Source organism: Mycolicibacterium sp. XJ879, from assembly GCF_053483935.1.
The window spans coordinates 246228-261331 of sequence record NZ_JBEFTH010000002.1 but is presented as its reverse complement, the minus strand read 5'-3'; the positions used below and the strand labels follow the sequence as shown (position 1 = coordinate 261331).

The following is a 15104-nucleotide window of genomic DNA, read 5'->3' as shown; positions in this document are numbered from 1 at the left end:
GCAGGAATGGACATCGACTTCACCAGGCTCAGGTACTTCGTCGCCGTCGCCGACGAACTGCACTTCAAGCGGGCCGCCGACAAGTTGCTGATCACCCCGCCGCCGCTGAGCAAGCAGATCAAGATCCTCGAGAAGGAACTCGGCGGAGCGCTGTTCGAACGCGGTTACCACGAGGTGCGCCTGACCCCGCTCGGCGAGAAGCTGATCGGTCCCGCCCGTGAGATCCTGTGCCGGGTGGAGGATTTCAAAGCCACCGCCGAAGAAGGGGCGGGTGGCTCGGCTCCGATTCGGTTGAGCGCCACGGCCTATGCACCGTCGGACCTGCTCGCACAACTGGAGACGGTGCTGGGTGAACTGCGGCGCCCGACCGAGTTCAGCATGCCGGGGTCCGGCACCGAGGTCGCCGCCAAGCTGATCGCCGGGCATGCCGAACTGGGTCTGATCCACCTGCCCGCCAACGACAAACGGCTGCGCCACAAGGTGGTGGCCAGCTACCAGGGCGCGGTCGCGGTTCGGTTCGACGATCCCCTCGCCACCAAGGACCTGGTCGCGATCGAGGAGTTGCGTGAGCGGGAGGTTGTCATCGACTTCGCCCGGCCCAACCCGGTGGTGCTGGCCGGTTTGACCCGCAGGCTCAACAGCCGGGGAGTGCACCGCATCGTGCGCACGACCAACCAGCGCGGCGGTGAACTCGAAATGGCCACCCAGGTTTTCAACCGGCAGCTCATCGCGCTGGTGAGCTATGCCCCCGACTCGTTCATCGGCAAGATGTTCTCCCCGCCGGAGTTCAAGCTCATTCCGATCGACGAAAGCAACTGGGCGCCGGCACGTATCGCGTTGGCGTGGGCGCCCGAGCGGCTGCGCGGCAGGCTCGAGGAGATCGAGTCGGCCGTCGAGCAGATCGCCGACCGGCTTGGACCCGTACACCGCGGCGCCTGAGCGGTCACTTGGCCAACGCGTCGATGACCGCTTTCAGCTTGCTGCCGACTTCCTCCGCAACTGGTTTCATGCCGGGTTCATCGGTGACGTCGACCAGCACCTGTGGATTCATCGCCTCGACGAGGGTGGTGTCCGGGTCGTCGGGATCGCTGCGCACCACGACGTTGCACGGCAGCAGTAAACCGATTTGACGTTGCACGCCAATGGCGCGGTGCGCCAGCGGCGGATTGCACGCGCCGAGGATGAGGTAGTTCTCCATGTCCTCACCGAGCTTGTTCTTCAACGTCGCCGTCACGTCGATTTCGGTCAACACACCGAACCCCTGCTCCGCCAGCGCCTCACGGGTGCGGGCGACGGCGTCGTCGAACGACGTCTTGAGGCTCGTGGCCAACGCCATGGTCATGATGACTCCTTTGTCTTTGTCACTCCGAACGGTCAGGCCAGGGCGAGGAAGAGCTTTTCCAGTTCCGCCTCGGTCATGGGCCTTTCATTCCCCTCATGGTCGCCGGCTATGCATTCGCGTAAACCTGTCGCGACGATCTTGAAACCGGCGCGGTCGAGTGCCCGTGACACCGCCGCGAGTTGGGTCACGACGTCCTTGCACTCGCGGCCCTGCTCGATCATCGAGATCACGCCAGCGAGCTGTCCTTGTGCGCGACGCAGCCGGTTCAGCACCGCATCGATGGATTCCTGGTCACCGACCATCTCTCTGTCCTTCCACTAGAAGTCCTACATTACCCGTGGGGGTATGTTTAGCCCAGTTCAACGTCGACCCCAGTGACGAGAATTCCCCGACGGCCTCCGCACCGCACCGTGCGGCCATGCCTTGGAAATAATCCCTCCGCCACGTAGGGTATATACCCATAGGGGTATATACCCTAAACGGTGTCAACACAGGAAAGGGGTTCGGCAATGTGTTACCCAGTTCAATGCCCGACCTGCGGTAAGACGACGTGGGACGGCTGCGGCGAGCATGTCGACGACGTGCTGCGGTCGGTGCCGGCCGTGCAACAGTGCCGGTGTGAGCGGGTCACCAAGCCGCCGCGGCCCGCAGGCGGATTCTGGCGCCGGTAGCGGGTACAGGACCTTATATGGCGTTGGCGGCAGGCGTCGGCCTCGGTGCGCTGATCGGCGTACTGCTGGGACTGCTCGGCGGCGGGGGCTCGATACTCGCCGTTCCAGCACTGGTCTACGGGATGAATCTCGGCATCGAACAGGCCATCCCGATCTCGCTGGTCGTCGTCGCCACCGCATCTGCCGTGGGTGTGCTCCCGAAAATCCGTGCCAGACAGGTTCGGTGGCGGATGGCCGGCATCTTCGCCGCGGCAGGTGTTCCCGCGACCGTTCTCGGCAGCGCAATCAGCAGGCACCTGCCCGAACCGGCACTGCTGATCGGTTTCGCGGCGGTGATGGTGGTTGCCGGCATCCGCATGTTGGCCGACCAGGGCAATACCGGCACCGCATGTGAAGTCCGAGCGGGACAGGTCAACTGGCGCCGTTGTCTACCACGGTCGATCGGGGCGGGCCTTCTGGTCGGCGTGCTGACCGGATTGTTCGGTGTCGGTGGCGGCTTCCTCATCATCCCGGCGCTCGTGGTCGTTCTTGGCGTCGAAATGTCGACGGCGATCGGCACGTCGCTGCTGATCATCGTCGCCAACTCGGTAGCCGGGATCTTCTCCCATCTCGAGGGCCTCAGCGTCGACTGGTCGGTCGCGGGGGTCTTCGTCGCCGCCGCGATGGTCGCCTCGCTGGTCACCGGATACTTCGGCACCAAGGTCGACACCGACCGCCTGCAGCGCTGGTTCGCCTACCTCGTCTTCGTCGTCGCCGCATTCGTGCTCGTCGACACGATCTTCTTACGTTGACCGCAGAAAGGGAAAATTTCATGGACGTCTCGATCATCGAAACCTCCGGCCTCGGAGACCGTAGCTATCTGATCAGCGACGGTGGTGTCGCCGTGGCGATCGATCCGCAGCGCGACATCGACCGGGTGCTCACCCTCGCCGACGAACGCAAGGCCCGTATCACCCATGTCTTGGAAACGCACCTGCACAATGACTATGTGACCGGGGGGCTCGAGTTGTCGCGCACCGTCGGTGCCGAGTACGTGGTGCCGGCGGGCGACGACGTGAACTATCCCCGTCGTCCCGTCACCGACGGCGACATCGTCGACGCGGGCCCCATCCGATTGGAGGCGATGCACACTCCCGGACACACCCATCATCACATCAGCTATGTGCTCCGCGACGACGCCGGCGCTACCCACGGCGTCTTCACCGGGGGGTCAATGTTGTTCGGCACCACCGGACGCACCGACCTGATCGGCGCCGACTCCACCCGCGAGCTCACCCACGCGCAATTTCACTCCGTACGCAGGCTCGCCGAGCGGCTGCCCGCCGAGACGCCGATCTACCCAACCCACGGTTTCGGCAGCTTTTGTTCGGCCACACCGGCTTCCGGTGACGAATCGACCATCGGCGAACAACGGCACACCAACCCGGCACTCACACAGGACGAGCAGAGCTTCGTCGACGAACTGCTGGCCGGGCTCTCCGCCTACCCCGCGTACTACGCGCACATGGGCGTCATCAACAGTGCGGGGCCGGCGCCCGTCGACCTGACGCCGCCCGAACCGATCGACCCCCAGGAGCTTCGGCGTCGTCTCGAGGCGGGTGAGTGGGTGGTCGATCTTCGCAACCGGACAGCTTTCGCGGCCGGGCATCTGCAGGGATCGTTGGGTTTTGAACTGTCGGGCTCGTTCGTCAGCTACTTCGGCTGGCTCTACCAATGGGGTGCCCCGGTGACGCTGATCGGCGAATCTCCCGAGCAGATCAGCGACGCCAAGCGCGAGCTGGTACGCATCGGAGTCGACCGGTTGACGGGAGCAGCCACCGGAGACATCGATGCGCTGAGTGACGGCATCCCGGTCGGCTCGTATCCGGTCGCCGACTTCGACGCGCTGGCCGAACTTGGGACGGAGACGGTGACGGTGCTCGACGTGCGTCAGCGCCACGAGTACGAGGAGGAGCGTGTCTCGGGCGCTATGAACATTCCGCTGCACGAACTTCCGGCACGACTCGATGATGTCCCTGCGTCTAGGGTGTGGGTGCATTGCGCGTCCGGCTACCGGTCCTCAATCGCGGCGTCGTTCCTCGCCCGCGCCGGCCGAGATGTCGTACTCATCGACGACGACTTCGAAACTGCCGGTAACGCAGGCTTGACGGTCCAATAAGGTCGGAGACCCGGGGCCGCCGACGACGTAACCGGCTGGACCTAACCCAGCGACGCCGCCTTCCGCGCGGCGATCTTGGCGCGGACCTCAGCCATGTCGAGCGTCTTCACCCGGGTGATCAGGTCCTCGAGCGCCGCCGGATGCATCGCCCCTGGCTGGCTGTACACCAGCACGCCGTCGCGAAACGCCATGACCGTCGGGATCGACCGGATCTCCAGGGTCGCTGCGAGGTCGCGCTCGGCCTGCGTGTCGACCTTGGCGTGCACGACGTCCGGGTGCGCCGCTGAGGAGCGCTCGAAGACCGGGGCGAAAGCGCGGCACGGGCCGCACCACGACGCCCAGAAGTCGACCAGGACAATCGGATTCTCGACGATGGTGAACTCGAAGTTGTCGTAGGTCAGGTTCTTGGTTGCCATGATCGTTTCCTTTCCTTGTTTCCGGAGATACCAACTTCTATGCGAGCTTCTATGCGAGGCCCTTGAGCATCAGGTTCCAGTACATGAACGGCAGCCCGTATTTCTTCAGATACCAGTAACTTCGGTGGGGTTTGGCGGGGTCGAGCAGCGGGACCGAGGGGGTGATGTTCAGGTCGTAGTCGAACTCCGCGAGCAGCATCGCGTGCGAGGACGTGACGATCGGACATGACCCGTAACCGTTGTATGAGGCGTCCAGTGGTCGGCCCGCCAGGAACGCCTCGATGTTGTCGACCACGACCGGGGCCTGTTTGCGGATCGCGGCGCCGGTTTTGGAGTTCGGTGAGGATACTGCGTCCCCGAGGCTGAACACGTTGGGGTAGCGCACGTGTTGCATGGTGTGCTTGTCGATGTCGACGTAACCGCCTACGGCGCCGGTCGACAGCGGGCTGGACTTGATCCAGTCCGGCGCCGACTGGTGCGGTACGGCGTGCAACACGTCGTAGGACAGCATGGTGTCGCCTCCCCCGCCGCCCACCGCCGTCACGCCTACTTTGTGCGCTGCGGCGTCCACAGAGGTCACTTCGGCGTTGGTGTGTACGGTGATTCCGTAGTCGGCCGCGATCGCATCGAGATTGTCGGCGATCGCGGCGATCCCGAACAGCCGCGGTGTCGGCACCACCAGGTGCACGTCGATGTCGTCGAGCACGCCCTGGGACCGCCAGTAGTCGCTGGCCAGATAGGCGATTTTCTGCGGCGCCCCGGCACACTTGATCGGTCCCGACGGCATCGCGAATACCGCTGTGCCCGAACGCAGGTCCCTGATGAACTCCCAGGTACGCGGGGCCAAATCGAACCGGTAGTTCGACGACACCCCGTGATTGCCAAGTGCTTCCGCTAATCCCTCGGTGCGGTCCCAGTCCAGCTGGATGCCAGGACTGACCACGAGCACGTCGTATCCGTAGACCGCACCGTCGGCGCAGGTGACCGTGTTGTTGTCAGGGTCCACTGCCGCTGCCGCGTTCTTGATCCAGGTCGCTTTCCGGGGCATGACGGAGGCCTCGGGCCGTGCCGTGGCCGACGCCTTTGCCTGCCCGCCGCCGACCAGCGTCCACAGTGGTTGGTAGTAGTGCGTGTCGGACGGTTCGATGACAGCGACGTCGGAGTGGCCGCGCCGAAGCAGGCGGGCGGCCACCGAGATTCCGGCGGTGCCGCCGCCGACGATCACGATCTGGTGCTTCGCGGTAACCATGCCGTTCTCTTCCTTTTCAGATTCGTCGGCTCAGGCGTTCTGCCGGGATTCCTCCCAGGCGCCGAACCCGCCCAGGATGTCGCTGACATCAGTGAACCCGTTGTGCCGCAACAGGCTTGCTGCCACCGAAGACCGGTAGCCGCCCGCACAGTAGACGACGGTCGGCTTGGCCGGATCCAGCTCGCCGAGACGGGCCGGCAGCTGCCCCACTGGGATCTCCACCGCATTCGGGATCGTCCCCGCGGCGGCCTCTCCCGGATTGCGGACGTCGACGATCTGCAGGTCGGCCAGCTCGGCTGCGCGCTCGTCGAACGCCCTGGCCGTCAGCCGGGAGGCCATCTGCACGTCGTCCTGGTGGTTGAACATCGCCTCGAACGGGCGGTCCAGGTAGCCGATCACCCGGTCGAAGCCGATGCGCGCCAGCCGGGTCTTGGCTTCCAGTTCGTGGCCGGGTTCGGTGAACAACACGATGTCGACGTCGGTGGGCACCACCGAACCCGCGTATTCGGCGTAGCGGCCTTCGAGGCCGACGTTGATCGCGCCGCGCAGGTGCCCCAGCGCGAACTCTTCCGGTCCACGCCCATCCACCAGCAGCGCGCCCGCATTCATCGCCTCGCGCACCTGCTCGTAGCTCATCGCCGACGGCATCTTGGTCTCGTCCAGCAGCTCCCGGTCCTTGCGGTTGAGGATCGCGTCATAGACGAAATAGCTCGGCGCCGGCGGCTGCCCTTCGGTGACCAACGCCATGAAGGTTTTCTTGTCGGGGGCCCGCAGCGCGTAGTTCGTCTCCTTCTGCTCGCCGATCGTCGACCACAGATCGGTAGACAGGTTCTTGCCGCAGGCCGAACCCGCGCCGTGGGCGGGATAGACCCGGGTGGCGTCGGGCAGGGTCATCAGCTTGTTGTGCAGCGAGTCATAGAGCTTGTCGGCCAACTCCTCTCGGGTGAAACCGATCGAGGCCAACAGGTCCGGGCGGCCCACGTCGCCGATGAACAGCGCGTCCCCGGTCAGCACCCCGTAAGGCACCTCGTCGTCGGGATGTTCGTAGACGACGACGCTCAGCGACTCGGGCGTGTGGCCGGGGGTATGCCGGAACTCGAGCGTCACCTCACCCAGCGCGTAGCGCTCGCCGTCGGCCACGCCCATCGACTCGAATTCGGTCTCGGCGACCGACGAGTACACGATCTTGGCGCCGGCGGCCTTGGCAAGCTCCAGATGGCCGGACAGAAAGTCGGCGTGGAAGTGCGTTTCGATGACGAGCTCGATGGTGTACCCGTACTTCTTCGCATCGGAGAGGTACTCGGCCACGTCGCGCTGGGGATCGACAACCACCGCGCGCCCGGTGGTTTCGTCGGCGATCAGGTACGACGCGTGCGACAGGCAGTCCAAGTAGTACTGGATGAACTTCATGGCGGCGGTCCTTTCATTTCGGTGCTCGGGGCCGTCTGATCATCAGACTGCCGATACCCCTGTGGGTATGTCAAGTACCCTACGGGGTATATATATTCCGCACCTGTTTATACCCCCGGGGGCATATGTATCATGGCGGGCAGGATACCCCGGGCGGTATCTCCAGCAACGGGCCTGCCATTGAAAGGACGCCAAACATGACCGCACCAATGACCATCGACTGCCAGGACCTCAGCCAGCTGCTCGCATCGGACGCCCCTCCCCGGGTGCTCGACGTCCGCACCCCGGGCGAGTTCGAGACCGCCCACATTGCCGGGGCCTACAACGTGCCGCTGGACCTGCTGCGCGAACATCGCGACGAGATCAGCCGGCACCTGGACCAAGACGTCGTGCTGGTCTGCCGCTCAGGTCAGCGCGCCGCCCAAGCGGAGCAGACCCTGCGCGACGCGGGTCTGAGCAATGTGCACATCCTCGCCGGCGGCATCACCGCCTGGGAAGCCAAGGGATTCGTGGTCAACCGCGGCACCCAACGTTGGGATCTTGAACGACAGGTCCGTCTGGTCGCGGGCGGCATCGTGGTCTCCAGCATCCTGGGGAGCGTCGCCGTGCCCAGGCTCAAGTGGCTGGCCGGCGCCATCGGCGGCGGCCTCACCTTCGCGGCGCTGTCCAACACCTGCGCGATGGGCATGCTGCTTTCGAAGCTGCCCTACAACCGCGGGGCCTCCTGCGACGCTCAAACGATCGTGGCCCAGCTCGTCGACAAGCGCGCTGCGGACGAAAAGCAGGGTGGCCGATCATGATTGGATTGGCAGTCGGTCTGGCCGTCTTCGTCGGCGTCGCGCTGGGGTTGCTCGGCGGCGGAGGCTCGATCCTGACCGTTCCGCTGCTGGCCTACGTGGCCGGGATGGACGCCAAACAGGCGATCGCCACCTCGCTTCTGGTCGTGGGCGTCACGAGCGTGATCGGTGCGATCTCGCACGCACGGGCCGGGCGGGTGCAATGGCGCACCGGCCTGATCTTCGGCGGGGCGGGCATGGCCGGCGCCTACGCGGGCGGGCTGCTGGCCCGCTACATCTCGGGCACCGTCTTGCTCATCGGGTTCGCGGTGATGATGGTCGCCACGGCGGTCGCCATGCTACGCGGCCGGAAGAACCTCGGGCCCGGCACCGGTGACCGTCGCCTGCCGGTACCCAAGATCTTGGCCGAAGGTCTGGTGGTGGGCCTGGTCACCGGTCTGGTCGGCGCCGGCGGCGGATTCCTCGTGGTGCCCGCCCTAGCCCTGCTCGGTGGTTTGCCGATGCCGGTGGCCGTGGGCACCTCGCTGGTCGTGATCGCGATGAAGTCGTTCGCGGGTCTGGGCGGCTACCTGTCCAGCGTGCAGATCGACTGGAGTGTCGCAATGGCGGTGACTGCCGCGGCCGTGGCGGGTTCGCTCATCGGCGCCCGACTGACCGCAATGGTCAACCCCGACGTGCTCCGAAAAGCCTTCGGCTGGTTCGTGCTCGCGATGTCCTCGGTCATCCTGGGCCAGGAGATCCACCCGAGCGTCGGACTAGCGGCCGCGGCGCTCACCGCGCTCGCCGGGATCGCGACGCTGGCCTGTACCCGCCTGCAGATCTGCCCGCTGCGACGGCTCACCGGTGCGGCCGCACCCGCGCTGAATACGGCCAGCCCGGCACCGTGACGGTCAGAACTGGTTGCAGGTGTCCAGCACGGTCCGCATGGTGGCGATCTTCGCCTGGCCCTCCGGGGAGTTCTTCCATTCGTCCCATTTGGCGCGCTTCTCGGGGCTGATCTCCGGCTTGTTCGCCCGCTTCTCTTCCATCTTCGCGTGGCGCTCCTCGACGGACAGGTTGAGGATCCGCTCGAACTTGCCCATCTTTTCCGGGTTGGCGGCGAGGTCGGGGGCGTGCTGCTGGGCGGCCGCCTGGAACTGCGGGAAGCTGCAGGTGGTGTTGAGCAGCTTGTCGTGGGGTTCTGCGACGGCGGTGCCGGCGCCGAACAACAGGCCGGCGGTGGCCAACCCTGCGAACGTCGCGATCAATGGGGTGCGGATGGCAGCCAAGTCGATGTCCCTTCTCGTCGGCGTGATCTTGAACCTCCCACGAGTTAACCAGATGCCGGTATAAGACCAGGTCAAAGCCACTCAGGACGCCTCGGCTTCGTCCCGCTCGTCCTGCAGGCGGTCCTTGCTGCGCAATGCGCGCAGCAGCGTGACGAGCAGTAACCCGCCGACGACGTTGCCGATGGCCGTGTAGCCGAACCATTTGAGCCAATCGAGATGGCCGAACGGCGCGTGACCCGTTATCAGCGCTCCGAAGATCAGCAGCGAATCCAGAATCGAATGAAACAGTTGCAGTCCGGCGAGCAGAAACCCTCCAGCGACGGCCGCGACGATCTTGCCGAACGTCGAATCGGTGCCGTGCTGCATGCGCGTCATCAATGTGATGACCATTCCGCCGAGCAACGAAAGCGCCGCCGTCTCGGCTGACAACGGAGCGGTGGCGAAGTGGGTAGCCGACTCGATCGTCTGCGCATGCAATTTCGGGTACGCGGTCATGATCAGCCACATGATCACCCAGCCCCCGGCGAGGTTGGCGGTCAGCGTTCCACCCCACAGCTTGAGCAGTTGCCGGATGCTGGCGCGTTTGGCGGCGACCGTGGTGACCGGCACCAGAAAGCCCTCGGTGAACAGCTCGCTGCGGCCGAGCAGCAGTGCCAGGAAGCCGATCGAGAAGGCGATTCCGGCGAGCAGGTGGTTGTCCGTTGCGGCCAACACCGACAGATAGGCGAGGATGCCGACGGCCACCTCGGTGCCCCCGAAGAAGCCGGTGACCAGCACTTCGCGCCAGCTGCGATGCAAACGCTGCGTGCCTTCCCCCAGCATCCGCTGGAAGGCGCCCTCCAACTCGTCCTCGATGGGACTGTCCGACTCACCTAGCTCACGCTGGCTGGTTTTGCTCACGGGTGATCCTCACGCTCGGATGACGCGCCAATCGCGAATACCCGTAGTCGGTGACTTCGAAGCGCCCACGGCGCAACCGGGCCACCTCGACACCGGGCGTTAGGGTGCTTTGGTCGGCCACCGCGAACCAGCCGATAGAAGAGTTGAGCAATTTCATGACCACAGCAGCAGAATCGTCGGCGCTCGAAGCCAGGATCGGCCACTACTACCAGATGGACGGCACCTATCTGGTCGGCCGGGAGAAGGTGCGCGAGTACGCCCGCGCCGTGCAGGACTATCACCCCGCGCACTGGGACGTCGCCGCCGCCGCTGAGCTGGGCTATTCGGGGCTGGTAGCACCGCTGACGTTCACCTCGGCGCCGGGGATGTCCTGCAACCGCCACATGTTCGAGCAGGTGGTCGTCGGCTACGACACCTACCTGCAAACCGAGGAGGTCTTCGAGCAGCACCGCCCGATCGTGGCCGGTGACGAATTGAAGGTCGACGTCGAGCTGACCTCGGTGCGCCGGATTGCAGGCCGGGACATGATCACCGTGACCAACACCTTCACCGACACCGCGGGCGAGCGGGTGCACACGCTGCACACCACCGTCGTCGGCGTCACCGCCGAGGATCTCAACCCGGAGGTCAAGACGGCGGTGCAGAAGGCGATGATGCACGACGTCGACTTCTCCGGCGTCAGCACGCTGGATTCGGCGTACCACAAGACGGTGCGCCCCGAGGGCGAGATCCGGATCGCCGAAGCGGGCATGGCCCGCACGCCGGGCACACCGTCCTTCGACGAGGTGAATGTCGGCGACGAACTGCCGGTGCGCCACACCCGGCTCTCCCGCGGCGACCTGGTGAACTACGCCGGGGTGGCCGGTGACGCCAACCCGATTCACTGGGACGAGGAGATCGCCAAGCTGGCCGGGCTGCCCGATGTGATCGCCCACGGCATGCTCACGATGGGGTTGGGTGCCGGGTTCGTCTCCGCCTGGTCTGGGGATCCGGGGGCGGTCACGCGTTATGCGGTGCGGCTTTCGGCGCCGGCGATCGTATCGGCCAAAGAGGGCGCCGACATCGAGTTCAGCGGGCGGATCAAATCGCTGGACCCGCAGACCCGCTCCGGAGTCGTCGTGGTCGCGGCGAAGTCGGCCGGGAAGAAGATCTTCGGCCTGGCGACGATGAACATCCGCTTCCGCTGAGCGATCACCCAGCCCGCCGCGATCAGTTCGATGACGCGCTGCCTGGTCGGACCGCCGGAGGCGCTCCGCCGACCGCCCTGGTATATAAGTACCCCTAGGGGTATATTTTGCGGCATGTCTGAATCAGCTCAATCCGCGGCGGTCACCCGTCCGTCACGATTGCTTGCCGCGGCACTGACGGTAATCGGCGTGGTGGCGTTGAGCGCATGTGCGTCGGAAGACGGTGACCCAGGCTCCGTATCGCAACTCGAATCGGCGAGCGCCGCGCGACTGGTCGACCCAGACGAGTTCGCCGCGGCAATCGCAAAACCCGATCGCGTGACGGTTAATGTCCACGTGCCCTTCGAAGGAGACATTCCCGGCACGGATATGTCTATCCCGTTCGATCAGATCGCCGCGCAAGCTGAGCGCCTTCCCTCCGACCGCAGCACAGCCCTGGCCATCTACTGCCGGTCCGGGCCGATGAGTACGATTGCGGCCGAAACACTTCGCGATCTCGGTTACACCGATGTCGTCGAACTCCGCGGGGGCATGCGCGCGTGGCAGGCCGACGGCCGTCAGGTCACCGGCATCTGACCTACGCTGAGCTGTGCGGCGCAGTGCATTACGGCGTTGTGGACCACGTTCGCGCCGTCCGAGGTTGAAGTCGGCCGGCGCGGTCCAGTCGGTAGAGCGCAAAGGCGGATGTCACGCCGATCACGCTCAATACGATCCACGTCAGCTCTGGCGCTCCGACGCGGGCGGCCTTCTGCATTAGCGTTCCCGTGGCGAGATTGCCGACGAGGATTCCGATTCCGACGATGGTGTTGTAGAACCCGTAGTGCGTGCCGACCAACCGGCCCCCGGCCAGCGAAACCACCATGTCCATTTCGAATGGAAACACCGCGACCGATCCGATTGCCAGCACTGCAGCACTAGCGAGGAGAGCCGCCACCGCTGCGATCTCGCCGGCACGGCTACCGTCGGGCAGCACGGCCATCGGAATGAACGACCACGCGAGAATCAGCATGCCGATCACCAGCGAGTGCCCGCGCCCCCACCGCTTGGCGAACCACTGTGTGATCTTCAGCTGGCCGGCGACCGCGACCACGCCGGAGATGACGAAAACACCTGCGACCACAAGCACTTCGGCATGCGGCATCAGGTACTTGGCCTGTAGCGGTAGCGCTAGATAGACCTGGAAGGAGAGCACGTACGAGCCGATCATTGCCGCTGCGAAGAGCAGGAACGATCGGTTGGCCACCACCGTTCGCCAGTCGTCCATTATCGAAGAACCTTCTCGGGGCTGGGTGGCGGTGTGCTGTGGGAGCGCGAAGAGTTGCGCGATCGTCAGAGCCGCAAAGATCGCGGCCGCCGCGGCGGCGGCTATGCGAAAATCGAGAATCATCAGCGCCAGACCGACCAGCGGACCGGCGAGGATGCCTCCTTGGTAGAAAACGTTGAACAACGCAAAGGCTTCGACGCGACGGGGACCGGCATCGTCGGCGAGATACGCCCGCACCGCCGGATTGAAGAGTGCACCAGCGAATCCTGTTGCAGCCGAGGCGATCAGGACGGCGGGTAAGGAGCCGGCGATGATCAGCAGGCCGAAGCCGACAGTGCGCAGTAGGCAACCGGCGACGATGAGCGGCTTGTATCCGATGCGGTCGGCCAAGGTTCCGCCGACGATGAACATGCCCTGCTGGGAGAAGTTGCGCACTCCCAAGACCAAGCCGACGGCCCAGGCGGCCAGCCCGAGCGGCCCGGCGAGGTATCCGGCCAGGTAAGGCATCAGCATGTAGAAGCCGAGGTTGATGCCGAACTGGTTGATCATCAGCAGCCGGCTCGGCCACCCGAAACTCCGGAACTCGGCGACGAGGCTCCTCATCGCATCGCCGCTATCGGATCCACCACCGTGGCGCACCGTGTCCATGAGGACACCACGCGGTGTGTCGGGCCATCGAGAACCTCCGGTTCGGTGGGGGGCGCTTCACCCACGAGACCGTGCTGCCGGCAGAAATCGTCGTTATAGATGGTGTCGAAGTAGCGTTGTGGGCCGTCGGGGAAGATCGCCGCGATCGTCATGTCCGCTGGATGGGTGCGCGCCGCCCAGCCGGCGACGAGGGCCACCGCCCCGACACTCCAACCGCCGCTGGCGTAGTGGGTGGCGGCCATCTTGCGGCATGCCCACACGGCTTCGGCAGGGGCAACCCAATGAACCTCGTTGAAGGCAAGGTAGTCGACGTTCGCCGGATAGATGCTCGACCCCAAACCCCGCATCAGTCGTGTCGCGGCCGGTTGACCGAAGATGGTGGAGCCCACCGTGTCGACGCCGATCAATTGCATGTCGGGGTTGAATTCTCGCAACACCCGCGCTATCCCGGCCGAGTGGCCGCCGGTGCCGACCGAGCACACCAGTACGTCGACGTTGCCGAGTTGCGCGTGCAATTCCAATGCCAGCCCGCGGTACGCGTCGACGTTATCGGGGTTGTTGTACTGATCCGGGTACCACGCGCTTTCGTCGGCGGCCAAAACCTGTAGCACCCGATCACGTCGCGCCTGCTGCCAACCGCCGTCGTGGTGCGGCTCGGTCACCAGATCGACATCGGCGCCGTAAGCCCGCAACATCCGCTGGATGATCGGCTCCATGCCAGGATCGGTCACCAGGGTGACGGGATGCCGATATACCGTGCCGGCGAGCGCCAAACCCAAACCCAAGGTGCCGCTGGTCGATTCGATTATTCTGCCGCCCGGTCGGAGCGCACCGCTCGCGCGCGCCCGTTCCACCATGTACATAGCCGGACGGTCTTTCATGCCGCCAGGACTGAAGCCCTCGAGCTTGGCCCAGAACCCTCGTTCAGCCGGTGCGAAGGGTTCTGTGATGCGCAGCACCGGCGTGCGGCCGACCATGGTGCCCGGCCAGTCGTAGCGGCCCAGGCATTTTTGCCCAGGCGTATGGAGTCTTCGATTATTAAGGGACAAAACGTGATTCATCTAAGTGATCGCTTCTGCATCGAGCCGCGGAAATCGGTAGGCGGCAGCTGAAAAGGGGCGACGGTCACCGACCGTGCCGCAGCCAGGCGGCGTGGTCTGACGCCACCGGATCAGCGTCGCGCGATGCAGAGCCGGGTGAGCGTCACCCGGCCAGACAGAACGTACGGTCGTATTTTGGGCGGACCGCGGATGGCGGCCAGTGCCGGTTGGTGCCAGCGCACCGCGACAACCGCTAGCGCGGTGGTCAGCCCAAACGCAGCCAGGGCGGTGGAGGCCCGCGGAAGAACCGCCTCGGCGAACGCATCTGGTGGCAGCGGGAGCGGCGCCTCGCCGATGTGCGGATGATCGATGACGATGGGCTGATCACCGACGAGGGCCGACGAAAGTGCATGTGGTCCATGCGCCGGGGTGATCTCGTTGACCGGCAGCGCCCATTCGGCGGCGACTGCGACGATCCACAACGCCAGCGCCAACGCGATTGCCGCGCGGGCCCGCGGCGCCGGGACGGCCACCTTGTCTCTCACAATGTTGCCGAGGCTAGCAGCGAAATGGCGATCGTCTCGCTCGGCTGGTGACTTGACGCCATCTCGTTATCGCGTCGCGACAGCAGCGCTCCCGCCGATGCGCGAAGACCTGTCAACGCTGGTGCAAAGGCTTCGCGGCGTTCCCAGAGTTGAGACACAGAATCCAGTCCACCCGCTGTTGGGAGCCGAGCTTCTTTACCAAATCTTCA

At 65.2% G+C, this 15104-nt stretch carries 18 protein-coding genes; 8 read left to right on the top strand and 10 right to left on the bottom strand.

The genetic code is table 11. The features are described 5' to 3' along the window. Positions 1-6 precede the first annotated feature (6 nt). Positions 7-939, top strand: coding sequence for a LysR family transcriptional regulator (locus ABQF13_RS04985; RefSeq protein ID WP_448391625.1), 933 nt, complete (start codon positions 7-9; stop codon positions 937-939). 4 nt (positions 940-943) lie between these two features. Here ABQF13_RS04985 and ABQF13_RS04980 read toward each other — a convergent pair whose 3' ends face one another. After that, on the bottom strand, positions 944-1342 hold the full coding sequence (locus ABQF13_RS04980) for a DUF302 domain-containing protein (RefSeq protein WP_448391624.1): 399 nt from the start codon (positions 1340-1342) through the stop codon (positions 944-946). A gap of 32 nt (positions 1343-1374) precedes the next feature. Beyond that, on the bottom strand, positions 1375-1644 hold the full coding sequence (locus tag ABQF13_RS04975) for a metal-sensitive transcriptional regulator (RefSeq protein WP_448391623.1): 270 nt from the start codon (positions 1642-1644) through the stop codon (positions 1375-1377). Positions 1645-1851: 207 nt separating this feature from the next. Here ABQF13_RS04975 and ABQF13_RS04970 point away from each other — a divergent pair, with 207 nt between their 5' ends. From ABQF13_RS04970 to ABQF13_RS04960, 3 genes are read left to right on the top strand one after another with little or no spacing between them, the layout of a single operon-like run. Continuing rightward, positions 1852-2013 (top strand): DUF8730 family Cys-rich protein, encoded by a 162-nt coding sequence (locus ABQF13_RS04970; RefSeq protein ID WP_448391622.1) that lies wholly within the window; start codon positions 1852-1854, stop codon positions 2011-2013. A 17-nt stretch (positions 2014-2030) separates the two neighbouring features. Continuing rightward, complete coding sequence (locus tag ABQF13_RS04965) at positions 2031-2804, top strand: sulfite exporter TauE/SafE family protein (protein WP_448391621.1); 774 nt, start codon at positions 2031-2033, stop codon at positions 2802-2804. A gap of 20 nt (positions 2805-2824) precedes the next feature. Beyond that, complete coding sequence (locus ABQF13_RS04960) at positions 2825-4171, top strand: MBL fold metallo-hydrolase (protein WP_448391620.1); 1347 nt, start codon at positions 2825-2827, stop codon at positions 4169-4171. 41 nt (positions 4172-4212) lie between these two features. Here ABQF13_RS04960 and trxA read toward each other — a convergent pair whose 3' ends face one another. From trxA to ABQF13_RS04945, 3 genes are read right to left on the bottom strand one after another with little or no spacing between them, the layout of a single operon-like run. Then, positions 4213-4587, bottom strand: coding sequence for a thioredoxin (gene trxA / locus ABQF13_RS04955; protein ID WP_448391619.1), 375 nt, complete (start codon positions 4585-4587; stop codon positions 4213-4215). 49 nt (positions 4588-4636) lie between these two features. Next, on the bottom strand, positions 4637-5836 hold the full coding sequence (locus ABQF13_RS04950) for an NAD(P)/FAD-dependent oxidoreductase (RefSeq protein WP_448391618.1): 1200 nt from the start codon (positions 5834-5836) through the stop codon (positions 4637-4639). A 30-nt stretch (positions 5837-5866) separates the two neighbouring features. After that, entirely contained in the window at positions 5867-7246 is a 1380-nt protein-coding gene (locus tag ABQF13_RS04945; RefSeq protein WP_448391617.1) for an MBL fold metallo-hydrolase, read from the bottom strand. 197 nt (positions 7247-7443) lie between these two features. On the opposite strand from ABQF13_RS04945, the gene ABQF13_RS04940 reads away from it, so the two are divergent. After that, on the top strand, positions 7444-8046 hold the full coding sequence (locus tag ABQF13_RS04940) for a rhodanese-like domain-containing protein (protein ID WP_448391616.1): 603 nt from the start codon (positions 7444-7446) through the stop codon (positions 8044-8046). Beyond that, entirely contained in the window at positions 8043-8930 is an 888-nt protein-coding gene (locus tag ABQF13_RS04935) for a sulfite exporter TauE/SafE family protein (RefSeq protein WP_448391615.1), read from the top strand. The genes ABQF13_RS04940 and ABQF13_RS04935 overlap by 4 nt, the downstream gene beginning before the upstream one ends. A 3-nt stretch (positions 8931-8933) precedes the next feature. Here ABQF13_RS04935 and ABQF13_RS04930 read toward each other — a convergent pair whose 3' ends face one another. Continuing rightward, positions 8934-9311, bottom strand: a complete 378-nt coding sequence (locus tag ABQF13_RS04930; RefSeq protein WP_448391614.1) for a hypothetical protein — start codon at positions 9309-9311, stop codon at positions 8934-8936. A gap of 81 nt (positions 9312-9392) precedes the next feature. Next, positions 9393-10211: a formate/nitrite transporter family protein gene (locus ABQF13_RS04925; RefSeq protein ID WP_448391613.1), complete on the bottom strand. Its 819-nt coding sequence runs from the start codon at positions 10209-10211 to the stop codon at positions 9393-9395. Between the two features lie 155 nt (positions 10212-10366). Between ABQF13_RS04925 and ABQF13_RS04920 the strand changes: the two genes are divergently transcribed. Further along, on the top strand, positions 10367-11398 hold the full coding sequence (locus ABQF13_RS04920; protein WP_448391612.1) for a fused (3R)-hydroxyacyl-ACP dehydratase subunits HadA/HadB: 1032 nt from the start codon (positions 10367-10369) through the stop codon (positions 11396-11398). A 189-nt stretch (positions 11399-11587) separates the two neighbouring features. Continuing rightward, a complete protein-coding gene (locus ABQF13_RS04915) occupies positions 11588-11974 on the top strand; it encodes a rhodanese-like domain-containing protein (protein WP_448391611.1) in 387 nt (128 codons plus the stop codon). 28 nt (positions 11975-12002) lie between these two features. Here ABQF13_RS04915 and ABQF13_RS04910 read toward each other — a convergent pair whose 3' ends face one another. From ABQF13_RS04910 to lpqS, 3 genes are all read right to left on the bottom strand, one after another. Next, positions 12003-13265 (bottom strand): MFS transporter, encoded by a 1263-nt coding sequence (locus ABQF13_RS04910; protein ID WP_448391610.1) that lies wholly within the window; start codon positions 13263-13265, stop codon positions 12003-12005. Further along, the gene (locus tag ABQF13_RS04905; RefSeq protein WP_448391609.1) at positions 13262-14371 is read right to left on the bottom strand and encodes a PLP-dependent cysteine synthase family protein; all 1110 of its coding nucleotides are present in this window, start codon (positions 14369-14371) and stop codon (positions 13262-13264) included. The genes ABQF13_RS04910 and ABQF13_RS04905 overlap by 4 nt, the downstream gene beginning before the upstream one ends. 110 nt (positions 14372-14481) lie before the next feature. After that, positions 14482-14895: a putative copper homeostasis (lipo)protein LpqS gene (lpqS, locus tag ABQF13_RS04900; protein WP_448391608.1), complete on the bottom strand. Its 414-nt coding sequence runs from the start codon at positions 14893-14895 to the stop codon at positions 14482-14484. Between the last annotated feature and the right edge of the window lie 209 nt (positions 14896-15104).